The organism is Xanthomonas sp. CFBP 8443 (genome assembly GCF_025666195.1).
In the GTDB taxonomy this organism is placed as follows: Bacteria; Pseudomonadota; Gammaproteobacteria; order Xanthomonadales; family Xanthomonadaceae; genus Xanthomonas_A.
Genome location: NZ_CP102592.1, coordinates 4,799,330 through 4,815,740, shown reverse-complemented (window position 1 = coordinate 4,815,740; position 16,411 = coordinate 4,799,330). Strand labels below are relative to the sequence as shown.

Sequence of the window (16,411 nt, the reverse complement as noted above, 5' to 3'; positions counted from 1 at the left end):
CGCCTGTCTCCTTGCAGAGGAACCGTTATGCCCCATCCCCACTACCGCCCCCGGCGCATGCGCCGCGACGACTTCTCGCGCCGGCTGATGCGCGAGAACACCCTGACCGCCGACGACCTGATCTGGCCGGTGTTCGTGCACGAGCTGTCCGGGCGCGCGCCGATCGCGTCGATGCCCGGGGTGGAGCGGCTGTCGCTGGACGAGTTGCTGAAGGATGCCGAGAGCGCGCTGGAACTGGGCATTCCGGTGATCGACCTGTTCCCGGTGATCGACCCGTCCGGCAAGAGCCTGGACGCGGCCGAGGCCTGGAACGAGAACGGCCTGGCGCAGCGCGCGGTGCGTGCGCTGAAGGCGCGCTTCCCCGAGCTGGGGGTGATGACCGACGTGGCGCTGGACCCGTACACCACCCACGGCCAGGACGGCATCATCGACGCGCACGGCTACGTGCTCAACGACATCACCGTCGAGGCGCTGGTCAAGCAGTCGTTGTCGCATGCGCAGGCCGGCGTGGACATCGTCTCGCCTTCGGACATGATGGATGGGCGCATCGGCGCGATCCGCCGCGCGCTGGATGCCGACGAGCACCTGCACGTGCGCATCATGGCCTACTCGGCCAAGTACGCTTCGGCGTTCTATGGCCCGTTCCGCGACGCGGTCGGCAGCGCCGGCAATCTGGGCAAGGCCGACAAGAGCACCTACCAGATGGACCCGGCCAACGGCGAGGAGGCCCTGCGCGAGATCGCGCTGGACCTGGAGGAAGGCGCGGACATGGTCATGGTCAAGCCCGGCATGCCGTACCTAGACGTGGTGCGGCGGGTGAAGGACGAGTTCCGCGTGCCGACCTTCGCCTACCAGGTCAGCGGCGAGTACGCGATGCTCAAGGCCGCCGCCGCCAACGGTTGGCTGGACGAGCGCAAGTGCGTGCTGGAATCGCTGATGGCGTTCAAGCGCGCCGGCGCCGACGGCGTGTTGACCTATTTCGCGCCGCAGGTGGCGCGCTGGCTGCGCGAGGCGCGCTGAAGCGTTCGCGTCTTGCGATTCAGAGGATGCCGCTTTGTTGTAGGAGCGGCTTCAGCCGCGACAGGACGCTACCGGTAGCATTCTGTCGCGGCTGAAGCCGCTCCTACAAAGGCAGGATGCGCGCAGGGAAAGACCTGCAGGCATAGGCGCTGCACTTATGACGTGGACGCTGACTGCGCCAGCGGCATGGATGTCGCTGCCGGCAGGCAGCCCAAACCGATCAGCGTCGCTTCCATCGCTTCGTCCAGCGGCGTGTGCGGCTCTTCGCCGAGCGCCTGCAGCAGGCGCGCGTTGCGCATGCGCAGCGGATGGCGCCACAGCGGGCGCATCTCGCGCAGTTCACGCGCCAGCGGCCAGAAGGGCGCGGCCAGGGTCAGCAGCCACCACGGAAAGCGGCGGGTCTTCGGTTGCGGCATGCCGTGGCGGCGCACCACACGCGCGATCGCCGCGGCCATCTGGGTGCCGTCGGCGTCCCAGTGTCCGTCCATGTGCAGGCGCGCGAATGCCGGGAGCGCGTCGCGCTGCTGCAACAGCCGGAGCATGGTCCGCGCCACGTCCGGCACGTAGGCCCATTGGTGGCCGACACCGGGATCTCCCGGCAGCGTCACCATGGCGATCGGGCAGCCCGGTTTCACCAGTCCCTGCGCGAGCCAACTGTTGCCCACGCGCGGGCCGAAGAAGTCGCCCGCGCGCACCACGATGACCCGCGCGCCGTGCGCGGTCGCGGCCTGCAGGCGCCGCTCCAGCTCGACCCGGATCGCGCCCTTGCGCGTGGCCGGCGTCTGCGGCGCGTCTTCGTCCGGCGCCGGGTAGGCGTCCAGGCCGTAGTTGTAGACCGTGCCCGGCAGCACGATGGTCGCGCCTTCGGCGCAGGCCGCGGCGATGGTGTTGTCGATCATCGGCAACACCAGTTCGGCCCAGCGCCGGTAGCCGGGCGGATTGACCGCGTGCACGATCGCGGCGCAGCCGCGCGCGGCCTGCAGCACGTCCTCGCGGCACATCGCGTCGCCGCGCAGCCAGTGGATGCCGTCGCGGGTTTCGCCGGCGGCCGGGACCGCGCGCTGCAGGGCGCGCACCTGCCAGCCGGCGTCGCGCAGTTGGCGCGCCAGTTCGCCGCCGATGCCGCCGGTGGCGCCCAAGACCAGGGCGGTGGAGGTCGTTGTCATGCGGATGCTCCATTGCAGGGATGGCGGCCAGTCTGGCCGCGGCCGCGTTGCAAAGGAATTGGCGAACATGGTCGATCGGCTATACATTTATGTATGGATAGCGCAATCGGTTGGGAGTTGTATCGGACGTTCCTCGCGGTGCTGGAGGAGGGGTCGCTGTCGGCGGCGGCGCGTGCGCTGGCGCTGACCCAGCCCACGGTCGGCCGGCATGTGGCGGCGCTGGAGAAGGCGTTGGCCGTGCCGTTGTTCGTGCGCTCGCAGACCGGGCTGCTGCCGACCGATGCGGCGCTGGCGCTGCGCGGCCATGCGCAGTCGATGGCCAGCATCGCCGCGTCGCTGCAGCGTGCGGCGGGCCGTCATGGCGAGGCGGTGCAGGGCACGGTGCGGATCGCCGCCAGCGAGGTGATCGGCGCGGAAGTGCTGCCGCCGGTATTGGCCGGCTTGCGCCGCGCGCATCCGCAGTTGCGGCTCGAGCTGGTGCTGAGCAACCGCGTACAGGACCTGCTGCATCGCGAAGCCGACGTGGCGGTGCGCATGACCCGGCCGCAACAGGATCTGCTGGTCGCCCGCCGCATCGGCGAGGTAGCGCTCGGCCTGTACGCCCATCGGGACTACCTGGCCCGGCACGGAACGCCGCAAGGCCTGGACGAACTCGTGCAGCACGCGCTGGTCGGCTTCGATGCGGAGACGCCGTTCCTGCGCGCGGCGCGCGCGGCGCTGCCGCTGTGGCGCCGCGAGGCGTTCGCGCTGCGTGCCGACAGCGACCTGGCGCAGCTGGCCTTGATCCGCGCCGGCTGCGGCATCGGCTTCTTCCAGATGCCCCTGGCGCGGCGCACGCCGAGCCTGGTGCCGGTGCTGCCGCAGCAGGTGCGCCTGGGCCTGGAGACCTGGATCACCATGCACCAGGACCTGCGCGGGAGCGCCGCCTGCAGCGCGGTGTTCGCGGCGCTGGCGGACGCCATGACCGCGCACGTGAGTTGAGCGACGTACGCGGTCATCTTCGGATGTTCGATCGACGGTGCCGCCGCAGATATCGCGGCAGCATCGATAACCGCTCAGCCGATCACGATGCTATTGCCGAATCCCGAATCCCGAATCCCGAATCCCGGCTTTCAAGGCAACGTCAACGCGATCGGCGTGGACTTCATCGCCGCGGCGATCGCCGGGAACGGGTCGACGCTGGCCATCGTGATCACGTCGTCGATCGACACCACGTCGCAGGTGATGCTGTCGTCGTTCACGCACAGGTACGCGGCCGCGCCCACGCCCGGCTCGTACACCGCCTTCCATACGTAGTCCGCCACTTCCACCTTGTCGGTGCCGATCGTCGTCACGTTGTCGTCGAAGGCCGGGCCGGTCACCACGTAGATCTCGCCGCGCTGCTTGGCCAGTTGCCGCACCTGCTCCTCGATACGCGCCCACTCGCCGGTGTTGAGCTTGTGGTCCTGCGGGACCACGTTGGCCATCGAGAAGGTCTCCTTCTCCGAACTTTCGGTCGAGGCGTCGCCGGCCGGGGTCATGTGGCCACGGTCGAAGCCGGTGTTGGTGTAGTCCGAGCTCTTGGAGCGGTCGGCGGCGGGGATGGCGGTTTCCTCGTGGAACGAACCGACCCGGCCGATCGCCTCGGCGCCGGCGACCTGCTGGTCGGTCAGGTGCTCGGCCGAGTACAGCGGACCCTTGGTCACGCCCGAGGCCAGGATCGCGTATTCGGTATGGCAGACCTCGGTGGTGCGCGCGCTCAGCGGGGTGTCCACGCTCGGTGGCTTGCCGCCGGCGTACAGCGTGGCGCAACTAGTGGCGGCCATCGCCGTCTGGGCCGTGAACAACGCAAGCAGCACCAGACAACCTCGCAGGGAGAAGGACATCGCGTACCTCGCTAGCCAGGGGGGAGCGAAGAAAGTGGCGAAGGGCCATGTCGCTGCGGTGACCGCTGGATGTGGCGCGCATGTCACCCAGGGCTGGCAGTCACGTTTGTGGAGGGTCCGGCGAGGCACCGGCGCAATTCGATTCGATAAGCGTTCTCATCTACAATGCGCGGCCGCCTTCGACCGTGCCTGTTCCGTGACCAAGAAGCTGTTGTTCCAGCTGCACTGGCTGCTCGGCATCAGCGCCGGACTGGTGCTGTCGGTGATGGGCCTGAGCGGGGCCACGCTGGCGTTCGAGGACGAGATCGTGCGCTGGGCCAACCCGCCGCTGGCCGAGGCGGCCGCGCGCCACGCCGCCGGCGAATCGCCGCTGCCGCTGGCCGAACTGGCGCGGCGGCTGGACCTGGGCGGTGCGCACCGCACCACGCGCCTGCTGATCGACCCGACCGGCACGCGCCCGTCCAACGTACGCCTGGCCGGCGGCGACGGCGGGCGCCTGTATTTCGATCCCTATACCGGGCAGACCGTGGCGGAGCCGCGCTTGACCGGCTTCTTCGCCTTCGTCGAGGACCTGCATCGGCGTTTGGCCGCCGGCGAGCGCGGCAAGGCCGTCACCGGCGCCTGCGCGATCGTGCTGCTGTTCTTCTGCCTGTCCGGGCTGTACCTGCGCTGGCCGCGGCAATGGTGGAGCTGGCGCGCGTGGTGGGCGGTGGAATGGAAGCGGCAGGGACGCGGCTTCCTGTGGAGCCTGCATTCGGTGATCGGCACCTGGTGCCTGGCCATCTACCTGCTGATCGCGCTGACCGGGTTGTACTGGTCCTACGACTGGTACCGGCAAGGGCTGGTGGCGGTGCTCGGCGGCGAGCGCGCGGAAAGCGGCGGCGGCCGTGGCGGCAAGCCGCCGGCGGTGGACTATGCGCGGCTGCAGGCCGCGCTCGATGCGCTGCCCGGCGTGCGCCGCGCCTACCTGGACCTGCGCCTGCCCGGGCGTCCCGGCCAGCCGGCGATCGCGCGCTACCTGGCGGAAGATCCGGTGCACAGCCGCGCCTTCGACGGCGTGGAGATCGATCCGCGCAGCGGGCGCGTCGTGCGCCGCCTGGACTATCGACAGCAGCCGCTGGGTCGACAGTTGCTGAGCAGCGTCTTCGCCCTGCACAGCGGCAGCTTCTTCGGCCTGCCCGGGCGCGTGCTGGTGCTGCTGGCCAGCCTGTGCATGCCGCTGTTTTTCGTCACCGGCTGGTTGCTGTACCTGGACCGGCGGCGCAAGAAGCGCGCGCTGCGCAGTGCGCGGAGCGGCCTGGGGCCGACTGCGCCGGCGGCCGCCGAGCCGTGGCTGGTCGGATTCGCCAGCCAGAGCGGATTCGCCGAGCGCCTGGCCTGGCAGGCCGCCGGACAGCTGCAGGCGGCCGGCGTACCGGTGCAGGTGCAATCGCTGGCGCAACTGGATACGGCGCAACTGCTGCGCGCGCGGCGTGCGCTGTTCGTGGTCAGCACCTTCGGCGACGGCGAGGCGCCGGACCCGGCGCGCGCGTTCGAGAAGAAGGTGCTGCGCCAGGCGCAGGCGCTGCCCGAGCTCGGCTATGCGCTGCTGGCGCTGGGCGATCGCCAGTACGCGCGCTTCTGCGGATTTTCGCGGCGGCTGGAGCAGTGGCTGGCCGCGCAGGGCGCGCAGGCGCTGTTCCCGGCGGTGGAGGTGGACAACGCCGACCCGCAGGCGCTGGCGCAATGGCAGCGGCAGTTGTCCGCGGTCACCGGCGTGGCCGCGGCGGCGCCGGAACTGCAGGCGCCGCCGTCGCTGGAGTGGCGATTGGCCGGGCGCGCGCTGCTCAATCCCGGCAGCGCCGGCGCGCCGGTGTGGCGCATCGATCTGGCGCCGCCGGCGCAGGCGCAATGGCAGGCGGGCGACATTCTGGAAGTGCAGCCATGCCATGCCGCGGACGCCGTGCGCACCTGGCTGGACGCGCATGGCCTGGCGGCGGACACGCCGCTGCGCGCCGGTGGCGTGTCGCTGCCGTTGCAGGCGGCGCTGGCCGATCGCGACCTGGCGCCCCCTGGGGACGCGCACGATCTGCAGGCCTGGCTCGATGCGCTGCCGCAGCTGCCGCTGCGCGAATACTCGATCGCCTCGGTGCCGGCCGACGGCCTGCTGCAACTGGTGGTGCGCCTGACCCGGCGCGACGACGGCAGCGCCGGCCTGGGCTCGGGTTGGCTGTGTCTGCATGCGCCGCTGGGCACCGCGGTGCAGGCACGGGTGCGCGCCAATCCCGGTTTCCGCCGGCACGGCGATGCGCCGCTGCTGCTGATCGGCAACGGCACCGGCATCGCCGGCCTGCGCAGCCTGCTGCGCGAAGCCGAGGTTGCCGGCGCGCATGGGCATTGGTTGCTGTTCGGCGAGCGCAACGCCGCGCACGATGCGCTGTTCGGCGCGGAACTGCGCGCCTGGCACGACAGTGGTCATCTGCAGCGCCTGGACCTGGCGTTCTCGCGCGACCAGCCGGGCAAGGTCTACGTGCAGGATCGCCTGCGCGACGCCGCCGACGAGGTGCGCGCCTGGATCGCGCGCGGCGCCACGCTGCACGTCTGCGGCAGCCTGGACAGCATGGCGCGCGGCGTGGATACGGCCTTGCGCGACATCCTCGGCGAGGATGCGCTGGATACGCTCAGCGCGGCCGGGCGTTATCGGCGCGATGTGTATTGAGGTCTGATGCGGGTGGAGCGATTCGGGGAGAGTTATCGGCCCCGGATCGAATCCGGTGGCGTTGTCTTCATCGCTGCGTCTGTCGCGGCTGAAGCCGCTCCTACAAGGGCAGAAGGCGCAGCTCGCTTTTTTGTAGGAGCGGCTTCAGCCGCGACCAACTGCATCAACGATCATTGCAGCGACCGTTCCAGCAGCGCTTGCAGACAGGCATGCGTCACCGATCTTCGGCATTCGCACGTCCGGCAGCGCAGCCGTCGCCGTCAGCGCGCACCCGCACAATCGTCGCTGCCGCTCGCCGCCGGGGCCTTCATCCGGTACACGTCGCGCTGGCCGGCCTTCGGTGCGCGCGCACTGCCGACGACCAGCAACTCGCTCGGTTTGGAGGCGTCCAGTACCGCGCCGCGCGTGTCGCCGTCGGCACCGTTGAACGACAGCGCCAGCGGCTGCGGCTGCACGTAGCGCCCAGCGGCGCACTGCGCCAGCCACACCTGCGCGCCTTGCGCTTTGCGCGCCCGCGCGAACACCAGCGCGCGGCCGTCGCCCAGCCAGGCGGCATCGGTTTCGTCGTCGGCGCTGTCGATCCCATCCAGCGCCTGCAACTGGCCGAAGACCTGGCCTTGCAGCCGCGCCACGAACAGGTCCATGCCGCCGGCACCGCCATGCCCGTCGCTGGCGAACAGCAGCCGGGTGCCGTCCAGCGACAGCGCCGGCGTGCGTTCGTCGCCGCGTGAATTCACCGCCGCGCCCAGGTTCTGCGGCGGGCCGTAGCGGCCGTCGGCCAGCACCGGCGCGCGGTACAGATCGCCGCCGCCATGGCCGCCGGCGCGGTCGGAGGCGAAATACAGCCAGCGCCCGTCGGCGCTGAAGAACGGGTCGGTGTCGGCGCCGGGCGTGTTCAGCGGCGCCGGCAGCGGCTGCGCGTCGGCCCAGCGCCCGTCGCGCAGCGTGGCCTGCCACAGGTCGCCGCCACTGGGCCCGCCGGCGCGGTCGGCACTGGCCCAGACGATGCGCTGGCCATCCACGGAAACGCTGGCACGGGTCTCGTCGGCCTTGGTCGAGACCACGCCCATGCCCTCGATGCCGAACTCGGAAAGCGCGAACGCCGACGGCGCGCAGAGTAAACTCGCGGCCAGCGCGAGCGGCAGGGCGGGGGTCCGCATGTCGGATTCCTTCGGATGTCGCGACCAGTCTAAAACAACCAACGAGCGTTCCATGCCCACATCCCGTTATGCCGTGTTCGGCCATCCCGTCACCCATTCGCTGTCGCCGCGCATCCATGCCGACTTCGCCAAGCAGGCCGGTATCGCCCTGCAGTACGACGCGATCGACGCCATGCCGGACGGCTTTGCGGCGGCGCTGGCGGCGTTTGCCGCGGAGGGCGGGGTGGGCGCCAACGTGACCTTGCCGCTGAAGGAAGCCGCCTACGCGCACAGCGTGATCCACAGCGAACGTGCGCAGCGCGCCGGGGCGGTCAACACGCTCAGCTACCGCGACGGGCAGTGGCACGGCGACAACACCGACGGCGCCGGCCTGGTGCGCGACCTGACCGGGCGCAACGGCCTGGACCTGCGCGGTCGCCGCGCGCTGCTGCTCGGCGCCGGCGGCGCCGCGCGCGGGGTGGCGCCGGCGCTGCTGGACGCCGGCGTGCAGCAGCTGATGATCGTCAACCGCTCGCCCGAACGTGCCGATGCGCTGGTCGATGCGCTGGGCGAACCGGCGCGCGCCATGTCCCGCTACTGGGAAGACCTGCGCGAACTGGGCGACTTCGAACTGATCGTCAACGCCACCGCCGCCGGCCGCGACGAGGCGGCGGGATTCTCGCTGCCGCTGTCGCTGGTCAACAGCATGACCCTGGCGGTGGACCTGAACTACGGCGAGATCGCGATCCCGTTCCTGGCGTGGGCGCGCGCGGCCAACTGCCGCGATACCGTCGACGGCCTGGGCATGCTGGTCGAGCAGGCGGCCGAGAGCTTCGAGCGCTGGCACGGCGTGCGTCCGGACACCGATCCGGTCTACGCCGCGCTGCGCGCGCGCGATGCGGTGCTGGTGAGCGCCGACTGACCCGAGCGCTCCGGCGCTTTCTTTCAGCTTCCACGGAGATCGCATGGACAATGGATTCCTGCTTCAGTTGTTGACCACGGTGGGCTTCCAGCTGCCGATCCTGATCGTGCTCGGCGTCGGAGTGGTGCTGTTGTCCACGCGCCGCCCCGGCCGTGCACGCACGCTCGGCCTGTGGGGCTTGAGCCTGCTGCTGGTCGGCGGGCTATGCGGCTCGGTGACCTCGCTGTTGCCGATATGGATCGTGTCCCAGGGCGGAACGTTCACCAGCTACGCGGCCTGGTACGGCATCCTGCAGGCCGTGTTCACCATCCTGCACGCAGTGGCGATGCTGCTGGTGGTGCTGGCGCTGCGGTTCGCTCTGCCGCGCTAGAACCTATTCCGCGCCGGCTGGCGGGTCCGGGCGCGGTGTCGTCCGGCACCCGCCGCGCCGGTGCCGACGCGGCGCAACCGAAGGAGACGGCAATGCTGGCGACTGCGATCCAGCCGCTGCTGGAGGTCAAGATGGTGACCGGCGGGATCGGCCTGCTGGCGCGCTTCCTGCTGCCGCTGATCGGCCTGCTGCTGCTCGCGCGCCTGGCGCCTGGCCGCGCACGCACGCTGGCGCAGGCCGGATTGGCGGTGCTGATGGCGAACGCGGTGCTGCCGCGCGCGCTGAACGCGGCGGTGGGCTGGACGCAACTGATGTCCGATCGGCTCACCGAGCCGTACGCATGGACCTACGCGTCGATCCGCCTGCTGGAAGATGCGCTGTACGTGCTCGGCGTGGCGCTGTTGTTGCAGGCCTTGCGGCGCGCGTTGCCGCACAAGCCTTCCGCGCCGCGTTAAGGTCCGCGCCCGCGCCGGTGTCAATCCGTGCGACCGGACGTGAGAAAATGCGCGGATGAACGACACCTCCACGCCGGCCGCGCAGTCCGCGCCCGGCAAGCCCCAGCGCGAGCTGACCGAGCCGCTGAAGCTCGCCATCCGCGACGCCTACACCAAGCTGCAGGCCAACACCCCCGGGTTCCGCGTGCGCCGCGCGCAGAGCCAGATGATCGGGGTGGTGTCGCGCGCGCTGGGCACCAGCGGCGGCGTCGGCGTGGCCGAGGCGCCCACCGGCGTCGGCAAGAGCCTGGGCTACCTCACCGCCGGCGTACCGATCGCGCTGGCCAGCAAGAAGAAGCTGGTGATCAGCACCGGCACCGTGGCGCTGCAATCGCAATTGGTGGAACGCGACATTCCCGCCTTCCTCAAGGCCACCGGCATCGAGGCGACGGTGGCGCTGGCCAAGGGCCGCACCCGCTACCTGTGCGCGCGCAACGTGGCCGAGCTGCATGGCGAAGCCGCGCAGGACAGCATGTTCGAGGACGAGGCGCCGCTGTACGATCGCCCGCTGAGCCCGGCCGAGGCCGAGCAGGCGCGCGGCCTGGCCAAGGCCTACGCCGACAAGACCTGGAACGGCGACCTGGACACCGCGCCGGAGCCGATCCCGCCGTCGCTGCGCGCGCGCATCACCACCAATGCCGCCGGCTGCGCCGGACGCCGCTGCTCGTTCGCGGTGCAATGCCCGGTGCTGAAAGCGCGCAGCGACGTGCGCGACGCGCAGATCGTGGTCACCAACCACGCCTTGCTGCTATCTGCGCTGGCGCTGGGCGACAGCGACAACGGCCAGCCGCTGATCGCGCCGCCGGCGGACATGCTGCTGGTGCTCGACGAGGGCCACCACATCGCCGGCGTCGCCATCGACCAGGGCGCGGCCAACCTGGCCTTGGACGACATGGCGCGGCGCACCGGCCGCCTGCAGTCGCTGGTCGGCGCGGCCTACCGGCTGGCCGACAAGGACACCATCGGCAACCAGTTGCCGAACGAGGCGATCGAACTGGCCACCCAGGTCAGCAAGGGCTTGAAGGCATTCCGCGCCGAGATCGAACGCGCCTGGGTGCCGGATCCAGGCCAGGAGGAACCGATGTGGCGCGCGCCCAACGGGCGCCTGCCCGAGGACTGGAAGCCGTTCATCGACGCGCAGGCGCAGGACACCGCCGCACTGCTCAACTGGGTGCAGGCCGCGCATCAGCTGGTGGCCAAATCCAAACAGGAGGACGCGGCCAAGGAGCGCCTGCAGCGCAGCCTGGGCATGGCCCTGGAGATGGTCGAGCAGCAGTACGCACTGTGGCTGGGCTGGCGCCGCGAGGACCAGGATGGGCAGGCGCCGATGGCGCGCTGGATCACCGCCTCGCGCGATGCCGACCTGGTCTGCCATTGCTCGCCGGTGTCGGCCGCGCAGGTGCTGCGCGCGCTGCTGTGGAGCGAAGTGGACTCGGCGGTGCTGACCTCGGCCACGCTGACCGGCGGCGGCGATTTCCAGGCGCTGGCGATCGACAACGGCCTGCCCGCGCATGCCGAGATGGTGTCGCTGTCCTCGCCGTTCGACCTGCCCAACCAGGCCGAACTGATCGTGCCGAAATTCCCGGTCGCGCCGGACGACCGCGAGGGCCATCCACGCGAGGTCGCGCGCTATCTGGTCAAGGAACTGGACTGGGGCAAGGGCTCAATCGTGCTGTTCACTTCGCGCTGGAAGATGCTCAAGGTCGCCGACCTGCTGCCGGTTGCGCAGCGCAACCGGGTGCTGGTGCAGGGCGAGGGTTCCAAGTCGCAGATGATCGGCGAGCATATGCGCCGCATCGGTGCCGGCGAGGGCTCGGTGCTGTTCGGGTTGAATTCGTTCGGCGAAGGCCTGGACCTGCCGGGCGACGCCTGCACCACCGTGGTCATCACCCAGGTGCCGTTCGCGGTGCCGACCGACCCGCAGACCGCCACGCTCGGCGAGTGGTTCGAAAGCCGCGGCCTCAACGCCTTCAACCTGATCGCGGTACCGCACGCGCTGCGTACCCTGACCCAGTTCGCCGGCCGCCTGATCCGCAGCTCCAGCGACCACGGCCGGGTCATCATCCTCGACTCGCGCTTGCTGACCAAACGCTACGGCAAGCGCATCATCGATGCGTTGCCGCCGTTCAAGCGGGTGATCGGCTAGCGCCACGCTGTCTACATTTTGATGTCGCTTGCCTCGCCTCGCGCCGCTTGTGCGAGGCGCTCATGGCACGAAGTGCAAAGCGCAACGCACATGTGCGAGGACCGCAGTCACAACAGCATGCAGGCATCCGTCGCGCCTATCGCAGCCATAGCAACTAACGAATTCTCAGCCTGCAGCGCCACCGCCATGCTTCAGCTCCCTCAACACGAGCTGACGCCATGCGCCCTGGAACACTGTTGGTGCTCGCCCTGCTGTCGCAGACCCTGATCGTTCCCGCCGGGTTCGCGCAGTCCACGCTCACGCGCGACAACGGTGCGCCGGTGGGCGACAACCAGAACTCGCAGACCGCCGGCGCCACCGGTCCGACCCTGCTGCAGGATGTGCAGCTGATCCAGAAGCTGCAGCGCTTCGATCGCGAGCGCATCCCCGAGCGCGTGGTGCACGCGCGCGGCACCGGCGTGCATGGCGCGTTCACCGCCAGCGCCGACATCTCCGACCTGACCAAGGCCAAGGTGTTCACTGCCGGCGCGAAGACGCCGGTGTTCGTGCGGTTCTCCTCGGTGGTGCACGGCAACCATTCGCCGGAGACGCTGCGCGATCCGCACGGCTTCGCCACCAAGTTCTACACCAGCGAAGGCAACTGGGACCTGGTCGGCAACAACTTCCCGACCTTCTTCATCCGCGATGCGATCAAGTTCCCCGACATGGTGCATGCGTTCAAGCCGGATCCGCGGACCAATCTCGACGACGATGCGCGCCGCTTCGATTTCTTCTCGCACGTGCCCGAAGCCACGCGCACGCTGACCCTGCTGTACTCCAACGAAGGCACGCCGGCCGGCTACCGCTTCATGGACGGCAACGGCGTGCACGCCTACAAACTGGTCAACGCGCAAGGCGAGGTGCACTACGTCAAGTTCCATTGGAAGTCGCTGCAAGGCCTGAAGAACCTGGACCCGAAGCAGGTGGCGCAGGTGCAGGGCAAGGACTATAGCCACCTGACCAACGATCTGGTCGGCGCGATCAAGCAGGGCGACTATCCGAAGTGGGACCTGTACATCCAGGTGCTGAAGCCGGAAGACCTGGCCAAGTTCGACTTCGATCCGCTGGATGCGACCAAGATCTGGCCGGACGTGCCCGAGCGCAAGATCGGACAGATGGTGCTGAACAAGAACGTGGACAACTTCTTCCAGGAGACCGAGCAGGTGGCGATGGCGCCGGCCAACCTGGTGCCGGGCATCGAACCCTCGGAAGACCGCCTGCTGCAGGGGCGCATCTTCTCCTATGCCGATACCCAGTTGTACCGGGTCGGTACCAATGGCCTGAGTCTGCCGGTGAACCGGCCACTGGTGACGGTCAACAACGGCAATCAGGACGGCGCGATGAACTCCGGCGCCACCGCGAGCGGCGTCAACTACGAGCCCAGCCGGCTCGCCCCGCGCCCGCAGGATCCGAACGCGCGCTACAGCCAGCTGCCGCTGTCCGGCACCACGCAGCAGGCGAAGATCACCCGCGAGCAGAACTTCAAGCAGGCCGGCGAACTGTTCCGCAGCTACAGCAAGAAGGAGCAGCAGGACCTGATCCAGAGCTTCGGCGAATCGCTGGCCGGCACCGACGACGCCAGCAAGCACATCATGCTGTCGTTCCTGTACAAAGCCGATCCGGCCTACGGCAGCGGCGTCGCCCGCGTCGCCAAGGGCGACCTGGCGCGGGTCAAGCAGCTGGCCGCGCAACTGCGGGATTGACCGTTCACTGCGCAGCGCGGCGGCGCCTCCCCCACGCCGCGCTGCGCCTTCTTTCCGGAGACCGAGCATGCGTCGCTTCTTTCTTCTCGTCCTGAGCCTGGCCGCCGCCTCGGCGACCGCCGCGCCCGCTGATCCGGCCAAGATCCAGGCGCAACTACGCGACTACTTCTTCGATGCCGCGCGCGAAGGCCGCCAGGACATGCTGGCCGAGTTCATCCAGGCGCACTACGACCTCAATGCCCGCGACGACAAGGGCTATACCGCGCTGATCCTGGCTGCCTACCACGGCCAGCAGCCGGCGGTGGAGCAATTGCTGCGCGCGGGCGCCGATCCGTGCGCACAGGACAAGCGCGGCAACACCGCACTGATGGGCGCGATCTTCAAGGGCGAACTGGCAATCGCCAAGCGGCTGATGCAGGCCGATTGCGCGCCCGACCAACGCAACAACGCCGGCCAGACCGCGGCGATGTACGCGGCGTTGTTCCAGCGTACCGAAGTGCTGAAAGACCTCGCCGCCAAGGGCGCCGATTTGCAGGCCAAGGACGCGCAGGGCAACGACGTGGCCAAGCTGCAACGCGGCGAATTCGCGCAGGCGCCGCTGCGCTGAGCGTGTGGCCGCACCGATGGCGCTGCAATATGGTCTAGCTCAACCTGCTGGCCACAGCGCAGCGAAGATGCACACGTTCATCGCCAGATTGAAGCTCGCATGCGCCGCCATCGCCGGCAATAGCGAACCGCTGCGATGGCGCAGCCGGGCGAACATCAGCGCCACGCAGAACATCAGCGCCACCCATAGCGCACCGGACATCGGCAGCAGGCGGATGCCGGTGGCGGTCGCCAGCAATCCGTGATGGCAAAGGTGCACCAGGCCGAACAGCGAAGCTTCGATCCAGGTGCTGGCACGGAGCGAGAACCGCTCCTCCAGCGCGCGTTGCAGCAGGCCGCGAAAGAAGATCTCTTCGCCGATCGGGCTGAACACCAGCGCCGGCACGGTGGCCACGAGGAACAGCTGCGCCGTGGTGAGGCCCTGGTGGGGAATCGTGTCGCGATAGTTGCGCGCAATGCTGACGAACCAGTTGTCCTCGCTGCTGCCGAACGCGATCGTGCCGAGCGCGAAGCATGCCAAGGCCGCCAGCGCGCCCAGCGCGATCGACGTTGCGAACCAGACATGCCGTATCGGCCGCACCAATCCGATCTGCTGGCGTCCCAGACGGGAGAGCAGCAGCCACGGACTCGCCGCCATGCATACGAAGCTGAGCGGCAGCAGCCAGCGCCAGTGCGCCGGCGCCAGCGTTCCTGCCGCACGCATCGCGGCGAAGACGAGCGCCAATGCCACAGCAATGGGCAATCCGCGCGCGCTGAAGAACTTCCACGAGAGACGCAAGGTCAGGGACATGGGCCGATGTCGGTCGCTCGATGTGGGGATGCACGTACCGCAGGCTACTGTTCAGGCGCTCGGCCGCGCAAGCGTGCGACCGCTGCAGGAGGCTGCAACGAACGTAGGTGAGCGCCAGTCGCGCCAGGCGTTACCGGCGGCGCCTGTGGCAAGCGCTGGTCGAGGCCAGCCGGTGTCCTTCCCAGCCACGTCGCCAACGGCGGATGCCTGCGATGAAGCTGGCTAACGCGCGGATGTCGCCGGCATCCAGCGCAGCGTGGTCGCCCAGAACAGCAGCGCCGCCGCGCTGGTCGCCGCTCCCAGTATGCACACGCCCGTCCATCCGGCATGCGCATAGGTGGCGGTGGCGGCGATCGCGCCCAGGCCGCTGCCCAGCGCGTAGAACAGCATGTAGCCGGCGACGCGCCGGCTGTGCGCCGACGTGTCGCCGCGGAAGATCAGGCTCTGGTTGATGACGTGGATCGCCTGGCCGGCCATGTCCAACACTACGATGCCGAGCACCAGCGCCGCCAGCGAGCGCATGCCCAGCGCCAGCGGCAGCCACGACGCCAGCAGCAGCGCCAGCATCAGCCCGCTGCAGCGCTGCGCCCAGCCACGGTCGGCCCAGCGCCCGGCACGCGCTGCGGCGAGCGCGCCGACCGCCCCGACCAGGCCGAATGCGCCGATCGTGGCATGCGAGTAGGCATACGGCGCTGCGCTCAGCGGCAGCACCAGTGCGGTCCAGAAGATCGAGAAGCTGGCGAACATCAGCAGCGCGATGCCGCCGCGGATCTGCAGCACCCGTTCGTGCGCCAGCATGCGCAGCATCGAGCGCAGCAGGGCCGCATAGCCGGGCGGCCGTTGCGGCGCGGGCAGGGCGGGCAACGCATGCCGCAACCACAACAGCAGCACCAGGGTCAGCGCGGCGGATGCGGCATAGACGCCGCGCCAGCCGGCCAGATCGGCGATCACGCCAGCCAGCACCCGCGCCAACAGCAGCCCGATCACCACGCCGGCCTGGGCGGCGCCGACCACCCGGCCACGTTCGGCCGCCGCGGCGCTGGCCGCGGCATAGGCGATCAGGCCCTGGGTCATCGCCGTGCCCAGCAAGCCCAGGGCGAGCATTCCTGCCAGCAGTGCCGGTAGCGTCGGCGCCGCGGCCACCGCCAGCAGCGCGGCCAGCAATGCGCCGCCTTGCCACAGCATCAGCGGGCGCCGCGCGTGGCGATCGCCCAGCGGCACCACCAGCAACAGCGCCAGTGCGCAACCGGCCTGGGTCGCGCCGATCACGCCGCCGGCAGCGCCCTGGCCGATGCCGAATTCCGCCGCCAGCGCATCGAGCAGCGGCTGCGCGAAATAGACGTTGGCCACGCTGGCGCCGCTGGCGCAGGCGAACAGCGCCACTTGCGCGCGGCTCAGCCTGGGCGGCTCGGGCTTGAGCTCGGAATCGGATACGGTCGGCATGGCTCGTGCG

The 16,411-nt window shown here is 69.8% G+C and carries 14 protein-coding genes; 9 read left to right on the top strand and 5 right to left on the bottom strand.

Translation table 11 applies throughout. From position 1 onward, the window contains the following. Positions 1-27: 27 nt before the first annotated feature. Complete coding sequence (gene hemB, locus NUG20_RS20025) at positions 28-1,020, top strand: porphobilinogen synthase (RefSeq protein ID WP_263396133.1); 993 nt, start codon at positions 28-30, stop codon at positions 1,018-1,020. A gap of 155 nt (positions 1,021-1,175) precedes the next feature. Here the strand turns inward: hemB and NUG20_RS20020 are convergent, their stop codons facing one another. Further along, positions 1,176-2,186, bottom strand: coding sequence for an NAD-dependent epimerase/dehydratase family protein (locus tag NUG20_RS20020; protein WP_263396132.1), 1,011 nt, complete (start codon positions 2,184-2,186; stop codon positions 1,176-1,178). Positions 2,187-2,279: 93 nt separating this feature from the next. Between NUG20_RS20020 and NUG20_RS20015 the strand changes: the two genes are divergently transcribed. After that, the gene (locus NUG20_RS20015) at positions 2,280-3,167 is read left to right on the top strand and encodes a LysR substrate-binding domain-containing protein (RefSeq protein WP_263396131.1); all 888 of its coding nucleotides are present in this window, start codon (positions 2,280-2,282) and stop codon (positions 3,165-3,167) included. Between the two features lie 131 nt (positions 3,168-3,298). Here the strand turns inward: NUG20_RS20015 and NUG20_RS20010 are convergent, their stop codons facing one another. Then, positions 3,299-4,051 carry a DNA/RNA non-specific endonuclease gene (locus tag NUG20_RS20010; protein WP_263396130.1) on the bottom strand — a complete coding sequence of 251 codons (753 nt, stop codon included), beginning with the start codon at positions 4,049-4,051 and terminating at the stop codon, positions 3,299-3,301. 196 nt (positions 4,052-4,247) lie between these two features. Between NUG20_RS20010 and NUG20_RS20005 the strand changes: the two genes are divergently transcribed. Next, on the top strand, positions 4,248-6,749 hold the full coding sequence (locus NUG20_RS20005) for a PepSY domain-containing protein (RefSeq protein WP_263396129.1): 2,502 nt from the start codon (positions 4,248-4,250) through the stop codon (positions 6,747-6,749). 260 nt (positions 6,750-7,009) lie between these two features. Here NUG20_RS20005 and NUG20_RS20000 read toward each other — a convergent pair whose 3' ends face one another. Continuing rightward, complete coding sequence (locus NUG20_RS20000) at positions 7,010-7,909, bottom strand: TolB family protein (protein ID WP_263396128.1); 900 nt, start codon at positions 7,907-7,909, stop codon at positions 7,010-7,012. 52 nt (positions 7,910-7,961) lie between these two features. Between NUG20_RS20000 and aroE the strand changes: the two genes are divergently transcribed. The 6 genes from aroE to NUG20_RS19970 all read left to right on the top strand — a co-directional run bounded on the left by aroE (position 7,962) and on the right by NUG20_RS19970 (position 14,169). Continuing rightward, positions 7,962-8,810 carry a shikimate dehydrogenase gene (aroE, locus tag NUG20_RS19995; protein ID WP_263396127.1) on the top strand — a complete coding sequence of 283 codons (849 nt, stop codon included), beginning with the start codon at positions 7,962-7,964 and terminating at the stop codon, positions 8,808-8,810. A gap of 43 nt (positions 8,811-8,853) precedes the next feature. Further along, positions 8,854-9,180, top strand: coding sequence for a hypothetical protein (locus NUG20_RS19990; protein WP_263396126.1), 327 nt, complete (start codon positions 8,854-8,856; stop codon positions 9,178-9,180). A 92-nt stretch (positions 9,181-9,272) separates the two neighbouring features. After that, positions 9,273-9,635, top strand: a complete 363-nt coding sequence (locus NUG20_RS19985; RefSeq protein ID WP_263396125.1) for a hypothetical protein — start codon at positions 9,273-9,275, stop codon at positions 9,633-9,635. 55 nt (positions 9,636-9,690) lie between these two features. Further along, the gene (gene dinG, locus NUG20_RS19980) at positions 9,691-11,820 is read left to right on the top strand and encodes an ATP-dependent DNA helicase DinG (protein ID WP_263396124.1); all 2,130 of its coding nucleotides are present in this window, start codon (positions 9,691-9,693) and stop codon (positions 11,818-11,820) included. Positions 11,821-12,038: 218 nt separating this feature from the next. Next, a complete protein-coding gene (katB, locus tag NUG20_RS19975; RefSeq protein WP_263396123.1) occupies positions 12,039-13,562 on the top strand; it encodes a catalase KatB in 1,524 nt (507 codons plus the stop codon). 67 nt (positions 13,563-13,629) lie between these two features. Continuing rightward, on the top strand, positions 13,630-14,169 hold the full coding sequence (locus NUG20_RS19970) for an ankyrin repeat domain-containing protein (protein WP_263396122.1): 540 nt from the start codon (positions 13,630-13,632) through the stop codon (positions 14,167-14,169). A gap of 39 nt (positions 14,170-14,208) precedes the next feature. On the opposite strand, the gene NUG20_RS19965 is transcribed toward NUG20_RS19970, so the two are convergent. Together NUG20_RS19965 and NUG20_RS19960 are read right to left on the bottom strand one after the other, a co-directional pair. Beyond that, the gene (locus NUG20_RS19965; protein WP_263396121.1) at positions 14,209-14,958 is read right to left on the bottom strand and encodes a CPBP family intramembrane glutamic endopeptidase; all 750 of its coding nucleotides are present in this window, start codon (positions 14,956-14,958) and stop codon (positions 14,209-14,211) included. A 222-nt stretch (positions 14,959-15,180) separates the two neighbouring features. Next, the gene (locus NUG20_RS19960; RefSeq protein WP_263396120.1) at positions 15,181-16,401 is read right to left on the bottom strand and encodes an MFS transporter; all 1,221 of its coding nucleotides are present in this window, start codon (positions 16,399-16,401) and stop codon (positions 15,181-15,183) included. Positions 16,402-16,411 lie beyond the last annotated feature (10 nt).

Coding starts and splice junctions, on each gene's coding strand:
- NUG20_RS19990 (WP_263396126.1), top strand. CDS start 8,854: ATGGACAATGGATTCCTGCTTCAGTTGTTGACCACGGTGGGCTTCCAG.
- NUG20_RS20015 (WP_263396131.1), top strand. CDS start 2,280: ATGGATAGCGCAATCGGTTGGGAGTTGTATCGGACGTTCCTCGCGGTG.
- NUG20_RS20020 (WP_263396132.1), bottom strand. CDS start 2,186: ATGACAACGACCTCCACCGCCCTGGTCTTGGGCGCCACCGGCGGCATC.
- katB (WP_263396123.1), top strand. CDS start 12,039: ATGCGCCCTGGAACACTGTTGGTGCTCGCCCTGCTGTCGCAGACCCTG.
- NUG20_RS19965 (WP_263396121.1), bottom strand. CDS start 14,958: ATGTCCCTGACCTTGCGTCTCTCGTGGAAGTTCTTCAGCGCGCGCGGA.
- hemB (WP_263396133.1), top strand. CDS start 28: ATGCCCCATCCCCACTACCGCCCCCGGCGCATGCGCCGCGACGACTTC.
- NUG20_RS20010 (WP_263396130.1), bottom strand. CDS start 4,051: ATGTCCTTCTCCCTGCGAGGTTGTCTGGTGCTGCTTGCGTTGTTCACG.
- NUG20_RS19960 (WP_263396120.1), bottom strand. CDS start 16,401: ATGCCGACCGTATCCGATTCCGAGCTCAAGCCCGAGCCGCCCAGGCTG.
- NUG20_RS20000 (WP_263396128.1), bottom strand. CDS start 7,909: ATGCGGACCCCCGCCCTGCCGCTCGCGCTGGCCGCGAGTTTACTCTGC.
- NUG20_RS19970 (WP_263396122.1), top strand. CDS start 13,630: ATGCGTCGCTTCTTTCTTCTCGTCCTGAGCCTGGCCGCCGCCTCGGCG.
- NUG20_RS19985 (WP_263396125.1), top strand. CDS start 9,273: ATGCTGGCGACTGCGATCCAGCCGCTGCTGGAGGTCAAGATGGTGACC.
- dinG (WP_263396124.1), top strand. CDS start 9,691: ATGAACGACACCTCCACGCCGGCCGCGCAGTCCGCGCCCGGCAAGCCC.
- aroE (WP_263396127.1), top strand. CDS start 7,962: ATGCCCACATCCCGTTATGCCGTGTTCGGCCATCCCGTCACCCATTCG.